Here is a 16238-nt window from a genome sequence, read left to right as displayed (position 1 = left end):
ACGTGAAACTGTCCTTGCCGGAACGGATCGAAACAGATCGACTCATCTTAGCGCGCTTAAAATACGAAGAAGCCGAAGAAATTTTCTATACCTATGCAAGCAAGGCGGAGGCAACGAAATTCATGTCGTGGCCAACCCATAACAATCTCGAAGATACACGGACTTTTTTAAAGTATGCGGTGAGTGGATGGAGCGCTGGTACAGACTATTCTTATGGTATCCGGTTGAAGAAGAACCACAGGTTCATTGGAAGCTGCGGCATTCTTAATGATGAGGGCAAAGTCCAGTTTGGTTATATCCTCAGTCCGACGCACTGGGGGATGGGTTTTGCCACAGAGGTTTGTAGAAAATTAATGCAGGTCGTGCGCACTGTGCCGGAGGTTTACAGGATCAGCACTTTTGTGGATGTTGAAAATGTGGCATCTTCAAAAGTCCTTTTAAAGTCAGGCCTTGTAGAAGAGGCACGGCTTGAGAAATGGTTTAAGTTTATTAATCAGAATAGTGAGCCCAAGGATTGCTTTTTATATAAGTTGCCACTGTAACACCCCAACAGATGACTGGATTTTTTAAAGTTGCTATTTGCTCAGGATTAAGACTCTCGGCTCTTTTTATACTGATGATCTATAGCGAATCGGTATTTGCTCAGAAAGCAAAGGACTTTACAGTGGTTATCAAAGATCTGGCAACAAGACTTGAGAATGCCCATGCGTCAAGTCAGCCTCTGCGATTGGCCATTGTTCCATTGGGAAACACACGATCAAAAAGCTCTCATCTTTTTGGAGACTACGTTACTGAATCGATTACAGCAAAGCTGAGTGAGAACCCCAGCAAGTATAAGATATTCGAACGCAAGAGACTGGATGCCATACTAAAAGAGGATGAGTTAATGTTATCCGACCTGATGTTGCCGGAAGCGGCACAAAAGATTGGTAAGCTTGTGCCCATTGATGCATTGTTTTCTGGAACCTACACAAAGCTGAAGACCTATGTAGACATCAGTGCACGATTGATCGATGTAACGACAGGGGAGATATTGGTAAGCTTTTCAGGAAGAATAAAGATCACCCGGAATCTCAAGATGTTATTTCCCCTGAATGAGCAGGATGAAACTCCCGAGGATCTCACTATTAGTATTAAGCCAGCACCTGTAAAGGCAGAACCAGTGAATCAAAAATCGATGGATGAGATATGTGCCTCCAGGATGAAGGAATTTCAGGTCAAGCTGAATGACTTGTCAACGGATGAAAAAGTGTCTCACATTGCTCATGAGGCGATGAAGATCCCATTCATTAATAAATGCGGCGAGATTCATTTTGAAGTGATGTATTATTTTAACCGGTATAAGATCATTCATCCTGAGTATGAAACTTTCCTGCTCTCAACATTGGATACTATTGCGTTTCCGTCGCTGGATGACCGCGCATTCAATATAATAAAGTTCGCAGCCAGAGACAGTGTTATTGATGCCCGTGATTGGAAGGTTGGACTTCATACCATGATGAAGACCAGCAGCTATCTTTCAACGTACGTCGGATACTTGTTGGGTAAGTCGAAATCTTCTGCAGATGAATCTCAGGAAAGAATTGATACTTACTTCAAGCTGGTGTCAGACGGTAAGATGGGTTTGCCCAAAGCAATCAGTATGAATCAGGCATTTCTGAATATGATGTCAGGCCTGAGGTATGGCACTTCATTGCGGGAATATGTATATCCTAAATATGCTCCCTTCCTGACGCTCGATACTTATACCGCAGGCAAGGTTTATCATGAGCTGGCGGATCTTTATCTCGATGAGGATGATCCGGCTAAAAAGACGATGATCATGGAATGGATCGCGGATTTCTTCAACAAGCACTCTGATGAAAAATCGCATGAGCATCTTTATGATTTTGCCCGGTCGTTCGAATTGACAGATGATGAGGACAGAAATAAAAAGATTGTAAAAGAATATCCCGCAAGAGACCTGAAGCTTCTGGTGAATCGGTGTAAGGATAAGTTCTCAGAGTATGCTATGAAAACTCCTTATAAAAATCAGCAGGAGGACAGGATCAGATTTTGTGTAGCCAACAATATCCCTGTTCCGGGGGTGATCACTTCAATCAGTCAGGCGGATCAGATATTGAAGGGAAGTGATCTGAAAGAGCAATTAAGAGTAATGAAACTTCTTTTTCAGATGGGGGACAGACCTAAGCCAATTGAGTCGACGATCATTTCATTGCTTTCGAAGCGCAGTATCAATGACAAGGAGACGATGACGGAGATCCAGGTTCTTGCGATGGCTATCTTAGGTCATATTAAATCGCAACAGCCAGCGGCGATTGACTATATGACTTCAAAATTGATGAGTTATAATTATGATGAATCGGAGCATGCCACGGCGGCATTGCTCGAGATTGGAAAACCGTCGGTGGCTCCTTTGATAAAGCTCCTCAACAAAACGACGATTCATGACGGCGGACTTCGGTATAAAATTGTTGTGATTCTCGGCAAGTTGGGGCCGTTAGCCAGGTCAGCAGAGCCTTCGTTGCTTAAGTTGAAATCAGAGAACTCAAATTCGGATATTCAATATGCAATCGAAGCTGCCCTTCAGTCAATCAACTGATTGATTTCTTTGTAAGAAGGAATTCTGATATTTCTTACCAGATCCTCATCAAGGAGGTTTGCCCATGTTCTCATATATTTTACAACATCGCTTTTAATGTTGAATTGAAGATTTCGCTCTTCAAAGGGGAGTGTGATGAGAATATTCTGATCAGAAAGTCTTTCAAGATGCTTGAGGTCATCGGATTCAAATCCAAATGCGATCAATTCAGATATGACATCATCCATTGGCAGTCCGCTGGTAGGGCAATAGTCATTGAGTTGCTCACTCCAGTCCCCGTGACGCTGCATTGCGCGTCCATGAATTTCTTCTTTCGTAAGCTTCGTCACTTCCTGGGCAAGGAATCCGCAGTTGCAGACTCCCATATGTCCCCACTGATAGTTTGAACTAACCTCAAGTTTTTGAGCGACGGTCCGGATTGCCTGGATGATTTGGAGTGAAGGAGTTGCCATATTGAAAGGTGAATCGTTACCGGGTTCCAAATTAACAGATAGACCGATAAGCATCAATTAGTTATGAATGACGATTTGGAGGCTATTTGAGCTATTTCTGTCATTAATGAAAACAATGATTTTGTTAATTTGTTCCCTCTGACTATACTTGCCGGAATATTAATAATTTTAAAACAATGGGTAGGGGAGACAGAAAATCAAAGAAAGGTAAAGTCTGGAACGGTTCATACGGTGTATCCAGAAACAAGAAGGCTATCAAGGCAAGATTGAAAAGAGTTACTTCTACCAAGCCAGCAAGTGCTGCAGCAGTAGAAGAAAAGCCTAAGGCAAAACGTGCTCCTCGCAAGAAAGAAGCGGCAGAATAATCATGAAGAATATCAATACAACAGCATGGTGGTGGCATCGTTCGAATTTCGATCGGTGTATGGCTGTGGTATAAACTTTCTATAAAGAAATTTTCTAACTAAGACCCGCTCCGATATAATCGGGGCGGGTTTTTTATTTATTGACATTGAATTGAGAAACATGAAGTATAAACTGACAACACAATCAAAGAAACTTTTGGCGGACACGCTCACGCCTGTAAATATCTATCTCAAATTACGTGATGTGTTTGCGGGAAGCATTCTTCTGGAAAGCTCGGATTACCATGGTCATGAGAACAGTCTCTCTTTCATTTGCTGTGACCCGATTGCCTCATTCCAGGTGAGGGATGAAATGATTGAAATGAAATTCCCGGATCACACTATTACAAAGATTAAAATTGATTCGCGCGATCAGGTATTGAGCAGTCTGGATCAATTCAGACTTTCCTTTGATGCAGATCAATCACAACAAAAGTATGCGTCTGCTGGATTGTTTGGTTATATGGTGTACGATGCAGTTCGGTATTTTGAAGATGTGAACCTGGAAATTTCGGAAAGACTTGTGCCTGATATTCTTTACAAGGTTTATCGCTACGTCATCATTGTTGATCATTTTTCAAATGAGCTGACACTTTTCGAACATACTCCTGAAGTAGAAAATGATTCTGACGGCAAGAAAGATGGATTGGAAAAACTGGAGAAGATCATTTACAGTAATCGCTTTTCAACATTTCCATTTGAATCAACAAAAAAAGAAACTTCCAATGTTACAGATGAGGAGTTTCTTCAAATGATTGGAGAAGGGAGAAAGCACTGTTTTCGTGGAGATGTATTTCAGATAGTTCTTTCCAGGAGATTTGTGACAGAATTTAAGGGAGATGAGTTCAATGTGTATCGTGCTTTACGTTCGATCAATCCATCACCTTATCTTTTTTATTTTGATTACGGAAGCTTCAAGATATTTGGATCTTCACCGGAGGCCCAGATTCAGATCAAAGGCGGTGTAGCGAATATCTTCCCCATCGCTGGGACTTTCAGAAGATCTGGAAATGACAAGGAAGATTCTGAACTGGCAGCAAGACTATCAAAGGATGAAAAAGAAAATGCTGAACATGTGATGTTAGTGGATCTTGCGAGAAATGATCTAGCAAGAGATTCAGATGAAGTGACGGTAGAAGTATTTAAGGAGATACAGTATTATTCACACGTTATTCATTTGGTGTCAAAGGTATCGGGCACTTTAAGAAGAGGGAAATCGCCTTTAAAGCTTGCGGCTGATACTTTTCCGGCAGGAACGTTGTCAGGCGCACCTAAGCATCAGGCAATGACGCTCATTAACAAGTATGAGAATATTAATCGCAGCTTTTATGGTGGTGCGATAGGGTTCCTGGGATTCAACGGCGATTTCAATCACGCGATCATGATCAGAACATTTTTGAGTAAGGATAACAAGCTTATATGCCAGGCAGGAGCAGGGGTTGTGGCCAAATCAATTCCGGCAAGTGAACTGCAGGAAGTTAATAATAAACTAGAGGCATTGAGAAGAGCCATCACCATGGCTGAAGGAATTTAAGGAATAGAGAAGAGAAATATAATGGGACTTATGAAAATACTGGTATTGGATAATTATGATTCATTCACCTATAACCTGGTACATATTATCCGGGAGTTTGGTTTTGAAATGGATATTTTCAGAAATGATAAGATCAGCATTGAGGATGTTGGTAAGTATGATAAGATACTGTTATCCCCTGGCCCTGGTATTCCGGACGAAGCTGGAATTCTTAAGCAGGTCATTAAAACGTATGGACCTACTAAGAGCATTCTTGGGGTTTGTCTGGGGCATCAGGCGATTGCAGAAGTTTATGGGGCAACGCTTTTTAATCTTCCCAATGTTCTTCATGGAGTTACTTCAAAGATGCAGGTAACAAAAGGTTCGGAGAAGTTGTTTCAAAACATCCCGGAGAAATTTGACGCGACACATTATCATTCCTGGGCGGTTGTTCCTGAGAGCATCAAAGGTGATCTTGAAATTACTGCTGTCAGTGTTATTGGATTGGTCATGGCTATTGCCCATAAGAAGTATGATGTAAGGGGGGTCCAGTTTCACCCTGAATCAATAATGACAGAGCATGGAAAGAAGCTGATTGAAAACTGGCTGAACAATTGATTATGAAAGAGATATTAAATGAATTGATTGAGCATCGCTCACTTAGTAAAGACGCAGCAAGACAGGTCTTGGTAGAGTTGGCATCGGGGAAGTATAACCCCAGCCAGATGAGTGCATTCATGACTGTTTACATGATGAGAGGCATCACGATTGAGGAACTTCAGGGGTTCAGAGATGCCATGCTGGAATTGTGTGTTCCTGTAAATTTTGATTTGCCTGTAATGGATGTCTGTGGAACCGGCGGTGATGGAAAGAATACTTTTAATATTTCAACATTGTCTTCATTTGTAGTTGCTGCCGCGGGTCAGCCTGTTGCCAAGCATGGTAATTATGGAGTATCTTCTGTCAGTGGGTCTTCGAATGTATTGGAGTATTTTGGTTACAAGTTCACGAATGATATTTCAGAACTTGAGCGAAGTCTGGAACGTGCAAACATCTTCTTCATGCATGCACCGCTCTTTCATCCGGCGATGAAAAATGTTGCTCCCATCAGGAAGGAACTGGGTGTAAAGACCTTTTTCAATATGCTAGGGCCGATGGTAAATCCGGCTTTTCCAAGAAGGCAATTGGTGGGGGTTTTTAGTCTTGAACTCGCCAGACAGTATGGATATCTCTATCAGAATTCTAAGAAAGAATTCGTCATCCTGCATGATCTGAAAGGCTTTGATGAGATTTCGCTCACAGGGCCAATTAAAGTTTTTAGCAATGAAGGTGAAAAAGTTTATGAGCCCGAAGATCTGGGGATGAGTGAGATCAAATTTGAAGAGATCAAAGGTGGATCAACAGTTGAGGAGTCAGCAAAGATCTTTTTGAAAATTCTGAAAGGAGAGGGAACTCAGGCTCAGAATAATGTAGTGATTGCAAATGCTGGTATGGCATTATATTGCGCGGATCGTAAGTCTGGCATGGAAAACGCTTTCGGCAAAGCAAAGGAATCTCTTGAATCAGGAATGGCTCATCTTGCATTTAAAAAGCTTATTGAAAAATGAACATACTTGATAAGATCGTTGAGTATAAACTTAAGGAAATCGCTGAGCGTAAGCTGGCTTCTCCGGAGGTCATGTTGGAGAAGATGAAGTATTGGACGCGGCCAACGATCTCACTTAAAAAGGAATTGCTGAGAGAAGATCGTCATGGCATAATAGCAGAATTCAAGCGTAGGTCACCTTCAAAGGGAATTATAAATGCTGAAGTTTTAGTCGAAGAAGTCACTCAGGGATATATAGCGGCAGGGGCATCAGCGCTTTCTATTCTTACAGATTCAGAATTCTTTGGAGGAAATAGTCAGGATCTGATCAATGGAAGAGAAGTGAATGCATGTCCCATCCTGCGAAAGGATTTTATTCTGGATGAGTACCAAATTATTGAAGCTAAAGCGATGGGGGCAGATGTTATATTGCTCATTGCAGCAATGCTATCGCCGGATCAATTGAAAAGTCTTTGCTCGCTGGCGCATTCTCTTCACCTGGAAGTTTTAATGGAAGTTCATAATGAGGAAGAGCTAATAAATAATCTAAATGCTAATGTTGATATCATTGGTGTGAACAATCGGAATCTGAAGACTTTTGAAGTAAGTATTGAAGCGAGCAAACAGCTGGCGAGAATCATTCCGGAAGAAGTAATAAAAATTTCTGAAAGTGGGATTGATTCTGTGCAGGCAATTGTTGAACTGAAAAGTTATGGATTCCGGGGTTTTTTAATGGGACAAACTTTTATGGAGCAAAAGGATCCTGGAGCGGGAGCCTTGAAGTTTATTAATGAGTTAGGGGGGAAAATCGGGTAATGAATTCATTAGAAAAGATAAAGCTAAAGGTCTGTGGAATGCGGGACGCTGGAAATATTCTGGATGTTGCTGCGTTACATCCTGACTATATGGGCTTTATTTTTTATCAAGGTTCGAAGCGCTTTGTTGGAAAAGATTTTGCAATCCCTGATTCGCTATCAAGGGATATTAAAAGAGTGGGTGTATTTGTTAATCAGTCAACGGAAGAGATTGCTGACACAGCCACAGAACATTCTCTTAATCTGATTCAACTTCATGGAGATGAATCACCTCAGCAATGTGATGAGTTAAAGGAAAAAGGATTTGAGATCATAAAAGCGTTTGCTGTAGGAAACGAATTTGATTTTCAAACAACCCTCAACTACAAAAAAAGCGTTAACTATTTCTTATTTGATACGAAGGGTAAGGATTTCGGCGGTAATGGAATTACATTTCAGTGGGATTTGCTAAAGAATTATGATCAGGAGATTCCGTTTTTTTTAAGTGGTGGAATTTCTCCCTTGAATATTATGAATATAAAAAACCTTTCGGATATGAATCTTTATGCGATTGATGTTAATAGTGGAGTGGAAAAGGCGGTTGGAGTAAAAGATGTTGGCTTGATTAAAAAACTAGTGCAGATATGAGTTACGCAGTAAATGAAAGAGGGTACTATGGTCAGTTCGGGGGAGCATTCATTCCTGAAATGCTTTATCCGAACGTTGAAGAGCTCCGTCAGAGTTACTTAAGCATCATCTATTCACCCGAATTTCAGAAGAAATTCCATAAACTGCTGAAGGATTATGTCGGACGACCTACGCCTTTGTATTTCGCCTCAAGATTATCAGAGCAGTACAAAACAAAAATCTATTTAAAGAGGGAGGACCTTTGTCATACCGGTGCTCATAAGATTAACAATACAATTGGTCAGATACTTTTGGCCAGGCGATTGGGTAAGAAAAAAATCATCGCGGAGACTGGTGCAGGTCAGCACGGTGTAGCAACGGCAACGGTATGTGCACTGATGGGCATGGAGTGCATTGTGTACATGGGTAAGCACGATATGGAGCGCCAACGTCCGAATGTTGAGAGGATGCGCATACTCGGAACAACGGTTGTCCCTGCCTTAAGTGGCAGCATGACGTTGAAAGACGCAACGAATGAAGCAATGAGACATTGGATCAATCATCCTGTCGACACTCATTATATAATAGGTTCAGTAGTGGGGCCTCATCCTTATCCTGACATGGTTACGAGATTTCAATCCGTGATCAGTGAAGAAATGAAAACTCAGTTGACAGAAGCGGAAGGAAATCCATTTCCGGATTATGTAATTGCGTGTGTTGGTGGGGGAAGCAATGCTGCAGGAGCATTTTATCACTACCTCGATGCAGATCATGTTAATCTTATTGGTGTAGAGGCTGCAGGAAAGGGAGTTGACTCAGGTGAGTCGGCGGCAACCACTGCGTTAGGTAGGCCTGGAGTATTACATGGAAGTAAGACATTGTTGATGCAAACTGAAGATGGTCAGGTGGTGGAGCCCTATTCTATTTCTGCCGGACTTGATTATCCCGGTATTGGTCCTTTACATGCACACTTGTTTGATGTTGGTCGTGTTCAGTTTTTAAGTGTGACCGACACCGAAGCAATGGAGGCTGGAATTGAATTGAGCAGAAACGAAGGGATTATTCCTGCGATTGAGAGTGCACATGCTGTTGGAGTTCTCAAAAAACTTCAATTCGATAGCGACGATGTTGTGGTTATTAACTTATCAGGAAGAGGAGATAAGGACCTGGAGACATACATCAAGTGGGGAAAGTATTGAGTAAGAAAGATTAAAAAATGAAATTGAAAAATCTGACGCATATGAGAATTGTCTATTTATTGATAAGCCTATTTTTTGTGACGGCTTGCGGATCGAAGCAGTCTAAAGAAATGCCCCTTGATGTTGAGGCGTATAAAACGGAGATAGAAGCCTGGCACAAGAAACGCGTTGAAGATCTGAAGGGTCCAAAAGGCTGGCTGAACCTTGTTGGTTTGTATTGGCTGAACGATGGGATCAATACTTTTGGAAGTGGTTCACAGAATAATATTGTTTTTCCACAGGGTAAAATACCGGACCGCGCCGGATTCTTTCTTCTGAAGCAAAATAGTGTGACAATTGAAACACTACCCGGTGTGGATATTATGAGTAATGGCAAGCCGATTAAATCATTAGTAGTTTATCATCCTGATTCTGCAAAGGCTGTCGTTCAGGATTATGGATCATTGCAATGGTTCATCATTAAACGCGACAATAAATTCGGAGTTCGCATACGTGATTTTGAAAGTTCTGGAATTCAAAACTTCACTGGTATTGAAAGATTTCCGGTCGACCCTCTCTGGAGATTGCAAGCCACTTTTGAAAGAGCTTTGGATTCAACAAAGACCATTCCTATTACTAATGTGTTAGGACAAACCACCAATCAGCCATCACCTGGTACGTTAATTTTTAGCATTGACGGGAGTGAATATCGTCTTGATGTCCTGGACGAAGGTGGTGATGAGTATTTTGTTATTGTCGGAGACAACACCAATACTCATGAAACTTACGGTGCAGGAAGATATATGTATGTGAAGCCGCCGGATTCGAATGGAAAGACTATTATTGATTTCAATAAAATATACAATCCACCCTGTGCATTCACTTCTTTTGCTACCTGTCCATTACCGCCAAAGCAGAATGTATTAAATATTTCAATTACCGCCGGAGAAAAGAACTACGGCATGAATCACTAAAGATGAAGAACAGAATAACTACTCTTCTTGAAAAAAAGAGCAAGGATCTATTGTCAGTTTTTTATACCGCCGGGTTCCCCTCTCTGGAAGATACAGGTGCCATTGCCATAGAACTTGAAAAAGCAGGCGCAGATTTTATTGAAATAGGAATTCCTTTCTCTGATCCTGTGGCGGATGGGCCCGTCATTCAGGAAAGTAACAAGATTGCACTCGACAACGGAATGACATTGATCAAATTGCTTCAGCAGGTGCGTGATATCCGCAAAGAGGTGAAGTTCCCTATCATTCTTATGGGTTATCTCAATCCCGTTCTGCAATATGGTGTAGAAAAATTCTGCAAAGATGCATCTGAAGCAGGAGTGGATGGATTGATCATCCCGGATATGCCGATGGATGAGTACCAACAAGAGTACAAGAAGACCATGGATGCTTATGGTTTGTGTAATACCTTTCTGATCTCTCCAACAACTTCAGAGGAAAGGATACGGAAGATTGATGATTCAACGCATGGATTTATTTATGCAGTCTCCTCTTCCAGTACAACGGGTGCCAGAGATTCCTTTTCTTCTGATCAAGAGGAATACTTTAGGAAAATAAGCCAGATGAAATTGAAGAATCCATTCCTGATCGGATTTGGAATCTCCAACCACAAAACATTTTCTACCGCGTGTGCTTATGGATCAGGCGCCATTGTAGGTAGTTCTTTTATTTCTTTGCTGAAGAACCGATCTGGTTCAGGAGGAGAGATTGGGGAGTTTGTTAAAAATTTAAAATCTAATTGATATGATCGTATATGGCATCAAGAATTGTAATACCGTAAAATCGGCGCTCGACTGGTTGAAGAAGAATAAGATTGAGTTTGAATTTCATGATTATAAATCAAAAGGAATATCTGCTGCTAAGCTGAAAGAGTGGAGCGGTCAGGTGGGATGGGAATCACTCGTCAATAAACGAGGAACTACATGGAGGCAATTGGATGAAGCTACTCAGGCGAAGGTTAAAAATGAATCGAGTGCTATTGCATTGATGATGGAAAAGACCAGTGTGATCAAGCGTCCTTTGATTGAAGAAGGGAAGAAAGTAATTACACTGGGCTTTGACGAGGCAGAGTTTAAGACAAAGTACAAATAGGATTTTTATTGAACTTCCTGAAAAGCTTTCTCTGGACGCTTGTGAACCATTGGAAGCTTGTTCATGCGTGATACTTCGATCGTATAAACTCCAAACTCTTCTACCACCTTTCCCCAGATTTCATAAAATCCTCTTCCACGGAAGGGATACCTGCTCGCAACATCTGGAAAATGAACTGTATCAAATACATCTCCGTTCGCATCATAGAACGTTCCAAAATTCATCGTCTCTTTATTTTTCGTTCTGGTGTCTTTGGTGGTGACCACATAACCGATGATGTGAACTTGCTTGTTAATTCTGGATTTGAGTTCACAACTGACTGTATCACTGGAATGATCAGATTTTAGTAACCTGAACGGACTGCAAAGTGGAAAACCAATCAACTCAAGTTCATCGAAAGCATCTTCGAGCGTATGGCGATGGAGGGGTGGTAATGGATAATCTCTCGGTTCCGTATCAAACAGATCAACAGTGGTAGTAGGCTTTGCTTTTGCATTACTGAAATAAAGCATGGCTTCCCATAATAACTTCTGTTTTGTTTTTCCTGTAAATCTCAAAGCTCCCACACGTATGAGTATCCTAAGCTGCTCAAGACCCACGCCGGGTGTTCTTCTAAGAAAATTGTCCATGCTTTTATAGGATCCGTTTTTCTTTCGTTCCAATGGAATATTCTGAGCGAGCTTATTCTCGAGGCTCTTCAGATGGATAAATCCCATATAAATTTTATCTCCATAGATCGTAGTGAGGTGATCACTAAGATTTACGCATGGCGCTTCGATGCTGGCGCCATTCATACGTGCTTCATGAAAATAAAATTCTGTTCTGTAAAAACCCCCAAAATTATTGATGACACCCACCATGAACTCCAAAGGATAATGAGCTTTCAGAAACAGACTTTGATAGCTTTCCACAGCATAGCTCGCAGAATGTCCCTTGGCAAAGGAATACCCTGAGAAGCTTTCGATCTCCAGCCAAACTCTATCAGTGACACGTTGCTCGTATTTTTTTTCCCGACAGGATTCAAAAAAGCGATCACGTATCCGTTGAAATTCTTCTCTCGACCGGTATTTCCCTGACATCCCTCTGCGTAAAACATCGGCCTCAGTCAGCGTGAGTCCTGCAAAATGATGCGCCACTTTAATAACATCTTCCTGATAGACCATCACTCCGTAAGTTTCCTTCATTAATTCATCCATCAACGGATGAATAACCTCATAACTTCCACCGTTTCGTACGGCATGGAATCTTCTGATATATTCCTGCATCATACCTGAGCTTGCCACTCCCGGACGTATGATCGAGCTGGCGGCCACCAATGTCAGATAATCTTCGCATCGCAGTTTCCCCAGAAGCATCCGCATGGCAGGTGATTCCACATAAAAACATCCGATGGCCCTGCTATTGCGCATGAGATCTTTGATCTTATCATCTTTCTTGAAGTCGTCAAACCGATGGACATCTACATCGATGCCCTTATTTCTTTTTACATGCTTTACAGTTTCCTTAATATGCCCAAGTCCGCGCTGGCTGAGAATATCGAATTTGTAAATACCAAAATCCTCAGCGTTATGCATTTCAAAATGCGATACGGGATATCCCTTCGGTGGCATCTCCGTAGCAGTATAGGCATAGATTGGCTTTTCAGTAAGCAATACCCCGCCGGCATGAATGGAGAAATTCGCAGGCAATTCTTTTTTAACAATCAACTCTGCATAACCATATACCATTTTTGCGATATGATCACGCTCCATGCTGATTTTTCTGGTTTCGACGAGATCATCAATTTCATGCTTGGGTAAACCAAAAACTTTCCCCAGCTCACGAATGATGGACTTGCCCTGATAGGTGACATGAGTTCCCAGCAGGCAGACATGATGATGATTATACCTTTGAAAAATGTAATTATAGATTTCATCCCGGTTATCCCATGAGAAATCAATATCAAAATCCGGAGGAGTAGTACGCTCTTCATTCAGAAAGCGCTCAAAATACAGATCAAGTTCAATAGGATTAACATTGGTAATGCCCAGGCAATAGGCCACAGTGCTGTTGGCACCGCTTCCTCTTCCTACGAAATCATAACCTTTGCGTTTGGCAAAATTGATGAGATCATAAGTGATGAGATAGTACGCGGTAAATTCTTTCTTCTCAATGATGGATAATTCGATTTCGATCCTGTCTCTCCAGACATTTTTGTATTTCTCATCTGCAAAAATTCTTTTATAACCTTTCTCAGTTTCTTTCCTGAGAAATGCAAGATCTTCTTCTTTGCTGTTTGTAAAGAATTTCTTGTTCTTGTCAACCTGCTGCGGACAATCAATTGAACATTGATCCAGTATAAATTTTGTGGCGGAAATGATCTCAGGATAATCGGCAAAATGCTTTTCAAGCTTTTCTTCCGGAACCATGAATTCATTTTTTAGCGCTTGCTGATGTTCCGGTAGCTTGCTCAGTAAAGTGTTGTTAGCAATCGATCGAAGCAGCCTATGTGTATTAAAGTCTGTATAAATAAGCTTGTTGTCTTTTCTCTGGGGTGGGAGAAAGGTGACCGGATGAAGCACCACGTAATACGATGAATGCAGTACATTGACATGATGTGGTCTTACACAATCTTTGCTAAGCTGACTCAGCCGGAATGCACTCAACTCATGTGGACGTATCCCGATAAATTCATGTGGACGCAGTTGAGAGGGTTCACGTTTCCCCAATGGATAGATAACGAAGACATTTTCAAATTCCGGTGCACGGGATGGTAATGATATAGCCTCCCGATTATGATGTGAGAGGAACTTGTTGATCGCTTCAAATCCATCATTATTTTTGGCGATGGCGATATAAAGGAGCTCGTGTTCTCTTTTAAATTCAATTCCTACAGCGATGTCTAACTGATAAGGTTCCTTTTCGAATTTGGTAAGATTGTTTTTATCGGGCTTGTTTGCATCACACACCCTCAGCATTTCCATATAGGCCGCTGTATTATTAATGTCAGTAAGAACGATTTTATGTACCCCGCACCGTTTCGCTTCACTGAATAATTCTTTTGTGTGAAGTGTTCCGTATTTGAAACTAAATCCTGTGTGACAGTTGAGATACATAAGATTTAAGTTTTATCAGATCTAGGCGGCGAATGGCAGATCGATATAATGCATCCATTTCTTTGGGGCTTTCTTCAACACAGTAATATGATCGCATTTAAAGTATTCACTGTAGGAAAGATTCTTCAGGCTATTCCATGCGATAAGAAAGTCGCTGGTGTCCAGATTCTTTGCAATGGTAATGTGCGGCAGGAAGCCTGTTTCTTGTCCCGTGATCCCCTGAAAGACATCACAGATCGGATTTTTGTAAACGATCTCCAGGTAGATCGTTCTTTTGTTAGGACCATGAGTGAAGAAATTCAGATTTTTGATATAAACATGAAAGGGATTGAACATCGACACTTTGGTATCCATCTGATACAGCACCCGCTCCGGATGTGCGTCGCGGTATTTGAATAACGATATATGCGCTTTTGAAAATTCATCTTCGAAGGTGTGACCAATAGCACTTTTGACGTGATTCTTAAGGGCTGCCACGTAATCAACCACGCTTTTGGAAGGCGAGATGATAAAAAATAATTCATTGGATGAACCTGAATTTGAACGGAGAGAACCTGCTTGCTTTTTCATATATGATCTGTTATAATTTCAAAACTTTTCCTTTGAACATATTCATTTCCATGCGCACTCTTTTGTTTACGTCCATAGTGGTGGCGCGAATGAGTTTCTCAGCTCCATGTTTGTGCTTGATGAAATCCATCGCTTCGTAGAGATTGATGTCTTCTTCTGTATCATCAAACAGACTAATCTGATGATTACCCTGTACTAACTGGCTGAGTCGTACGCCCACCAGCCGGATCAGCATACGCCTGTTATAGAGTTTGTCAAAAAGCTCTTGCACTACATGCAACAGGATATGATCGGAAGAGGTGTATGGAATATGTATCTGTTTGGTTTCTGTATCGAAGTTGGAATAGCGCACCTTGACCGTAATGCACGATGCGAGTTTCTTTTGCTCACGAAGCTGGAATGCGACTTTCTCTACCATCGCGATGAGAATGGATTTCAATTTTTTCACATCAATAGTGTCCTCTTCAAACGTTGATTCGGTAGAGATAGACTTTTGCTCACTATAGGGAACTACCGGTGATTCATCAATCCCATGTGCTTTGTTCCAGAGCGATAGTCCATTCTTTCCGAAAGCACTGATCAGAAATTTGACTGGCATCTCACGGAGTGTTGCGACGGTATGCACACCCATGTCGTACAGAAAAGAAGATGTCTGCTTTCCGATCATCGGGATCTTCTCAACAGAAAGAGGTGCGAGAAAATCTTTTTCTTCTCCTGCCGGAATGTTTCGTTGCGCCCGTGGCTTGAATTCTCCTGTCACAACTTTTGAAACAAGCTTGTTTACAGACATGCCCATGGAAATAGGAAGCTTACTTTCTTTTTGAATGCTGTTCTGTAATTCTATTGCCCACTTAAAAGCACCGAAGAATTTGTCCATGCCGCTCGCATCAATATAAAATTCATCCACAGACGCTTTTTCAAAGAGGGGAGCCTTATCGGCAATGATCTCCGTTACAAGATGTGAGTTGAGACTGTATGCTTCCATGTCTCCGGAGATAACGGTCGCATCAGGACAAAGCTGAAGAGCCAGATACATGGGCATCGCAGAATGAACCCCGAACCGACGCGCTTCATAACTACACGCAGCCACTACTCCGCGACGACTTTGTCCCCCAACGATCAAAGGCTTGCCCCGAAGCTTCGGTTCTTTCTTACATTCTACCGCTACGAAGAATGCATCCAGGTCCATATGAATGATATTCCGATCCACAGCCGCTAAACTACAAAAATTAGTATTAAATACTAAAAATATTAGTATTTCTCTTTAGAATGTCCTTATTTTGCATAGAAAGCAGGATTTATCCTTCATTAGA

The 16238-nt window shown here is 41.5% G+C and carries 16 protein-coding genes; 12 read left to right on the top strand and 4 right to left on the bottom strand.

Features of this window, described 5'->3' with window-relative positions:
- Nucleotides 1-2 precede the first annotated feature (2 nt).
- Both HOP08_17290 and HOP08_17285 read left to right on the top strand, forming a co-directional pair.
- Nucleotides 3-542, top strand: coding sequence for a GNAT family N-acetyltransferase (locus HOP08_17290; GenBank protein ID NOT76685.1), 540 nt, complete (start codon nucleotides 3-5; stop codon nucleotides 540-542).
- An 11-nt stretch (nucleotides 543-553) separates the two neighbouring features.
- A complete protein-coding gene (locus tag HOP08_17285) occupies nucleotides 554-2602 on the top strand; it encodes a hypothetical protein (GenBank protein ID NOT76684.1) in 2049 nt (682 codons plus the stop codon).
- Here the strand turns inward: HOP08_17285 and HOP08_17280 are convergent.
- On the bottom strand, nucleotides 2587-3054 hold the full coding sequence (locus tag HOP08_17280) for a hypothetical protein (GenBank protein ID NOT76683.1): 468 nt from the start codon (nucleotides 3052-3054) through the stop codon (nucleotides 2587-2589). The genes HOP08_17285 and HOP08_17280 overlap by 16 nt on opposite strands.
- 176 nt (nucleotides 3055-3230) lie before the next feature.
- On the opposite strand from HOP08_17280, the gene HOP08_17275 reads away from it, so the two are divergent.
- From HOP08_17275 to HOP08_17230, 10 genes are all read left to right on the top strand, one after another.
- Nucleotides 3231-3419 (top strand): 30S ribosomal protein THX, encoded by a 189-nt coding sequence (locus HOP08_17275; GenBank protein NOT76682.1) that lies wholly within the window; start codon nucleotides 3231-3233, stop codon nucleotides 3417-3419.
- A gap of 160 nt (nucleotides 3420-3579) precedes the next feature.
- Complete coding sequence (locus tag HOP08_17270) at nucleotides 3580-4992, top strand: anthranilate synthase component I family protein (protein NOT76681.1); 1413 nt, start codon at nucleotides 3580-3582, stop codon at nucleotides 4990-4992.
- A 30-nt stretch (nucleotides 4993-5022) separates the two neighbouring features.
- On the top strand, nucleotides 5023-5589 hold the full coding sequence (locus HOP08_17265; GenBank protein ID NOT76680.1) for an aminodeoxychorismate/anthranilate synthase component II: 567 nt from the start codon (nucleotides 5023-5025) through the stop codon (nucleotides 5587-5589).
- 2 nt (nucleotides 5590-5591) lie between these two features.
- Nucleotides 5592-6578, top strand: a complete 987-nt coding sequence (trpD, locus tag HOP08_17260; protein ID NOT76679.1) for an anthranilate phosphoribosyltransferase — start codon at nucleotides 5592-5594, stop codon at nucleotides 6576-6578.
- The gene (trpC, locus tag HOP08_17255) at nucleotides 6575-7372 is read left to right on the top strand and encodes an indole-3-glycerol phosphate synthase TrpC (protein NOT76678.1); all 798 of its coding nucleotides are present in this window, start codon (nucleotides 6575-6577) and stop codon (nucleotides 7370-7372) included. Before trpD ends, trpC begins: the two co-directional genes overlap by 4 nt.
- Before the next feature lie 17 nt (nucleotides 7373-7389).
- Nucleotides 7390-7998, top strand: coding sequence for a phosphoribosylanthranilate isomerase (locus tag HOP08_17250; GenBank protein ID NOT76677.1), 609 nt, complete (start codon nucleotides 7390-7392; stop codon nucleotides 7996-7998).
- Nucleotides 7995-9176: a tryptophan synthase subunit beta gene (trpB, locus tag HOP08_17245; GenBank protein ID NOT76676.1), complete on the top strand. Its 1182-nt coding sequence runs from the start codon at nucleotides 7995-7997 to the stop codon at nucleotides 9174-9176. The genes HOP08_17250 and trpB overlap by 4 nt, the downstream gene beginning before the upstream one ends.
- 41 nt (nucleotides 9177-9217) lie before the next feature.
- Nucleotides 9218-10129 carry a DUF1684 domain-containing protein gene (locus HOP08_17240; GenBank protein ID NOT76675.1) on the top strand — a complete coding sequence of 304 codons (912 nt, stop codon included), beginning with the start codon at nucleotides 9218-9220 and terminating at the stop codon, nucleotides 10127-10129.
- Between the two features lie 2 nt (nucleotides 10130-10131).
- Nucleotides 10132-10911: a tryptophan synthase subunit alpha gene (locus HOP08_17235; GenBank protein NOT76674.1), complete on the top strand. Its 780-nt coding sequence runs from the start codon at nucleotides 10132-10134 to the stop codon at nucleotides 10909-10911.
- Nucleotide 10912: 1 nt separating this feature from the next.
- Nucleotides 10913-11260, top strand: coding sequence for an ArsC family reductase (locus HOP08_17230; protein NOT76673.1), 348 nt, complete (start codon nucleotides 10913-10915; stop codon nucleotides 11258-11260).
- 5 nt (nucleotides 11261-11265) lie between these two features.
- Here the strand turns inward: HOP08_17230 and HOP08_17225 are convergent, their stop codons facing one another.
- The 3 genes from HOP08_17225 to dinB are packed head-to-tail and all read right to left on the bottom strand — an operon-like array spanning nucleotide 11266 to nucleotide 16114.
- Nucleotides 11266-14355: a DNA polymerase III subunit alpha gene (locus tag HOP08_17225; protein NOT76672.1), complete on the bottom strand. Its 3090-nt coding sequence runs from the start codon at nucleotides 14353-14355 to the stop codon at nucleotides 11266-11268.
- A 21-nt stretch (nucleotides 14356-14376) separates the two neighbouring features.
- Nucleotides 14377-14925: a 2'-5' RNA ligase family protein gene (locus HOP08_17220; protein NOT76671.1), complete on the bottom strand. Its 549-nt coding sequence runs from the start codon at nucleotides 14923-14925 to the stop codon at nucleotides 14377-14379.
- Between the two features lie 10 nt (nucleotides 14926-14935).
- On the bottom strand, nucleotides 14936-16114 hold the full coding sequence (dinB, locus tag HOP08_17215; protein NOT76670.1) for a DNA polymerase IV: 1179 nt from the start codon (nucleotides 16112-16114) through the stop codon (nucleotides 14936-14938).
- Between the last annotated feature and the right edge of the window lie 124 nt (nucleotides 16115-16238).

Source organism: Cyclobacteriaceae bacterium (genome assembly GCA_013141055.1).
Classification (GTDB): Bacteria; Bacteroidota; Bacteroidia; order Cytophagales; family Cyclobacteriaceae; genus ELB16-189.
Note: the sequence above shows the minus strand (reverse complement) of the source record. Positions and strands in the feature narration are given on the sequence as shown.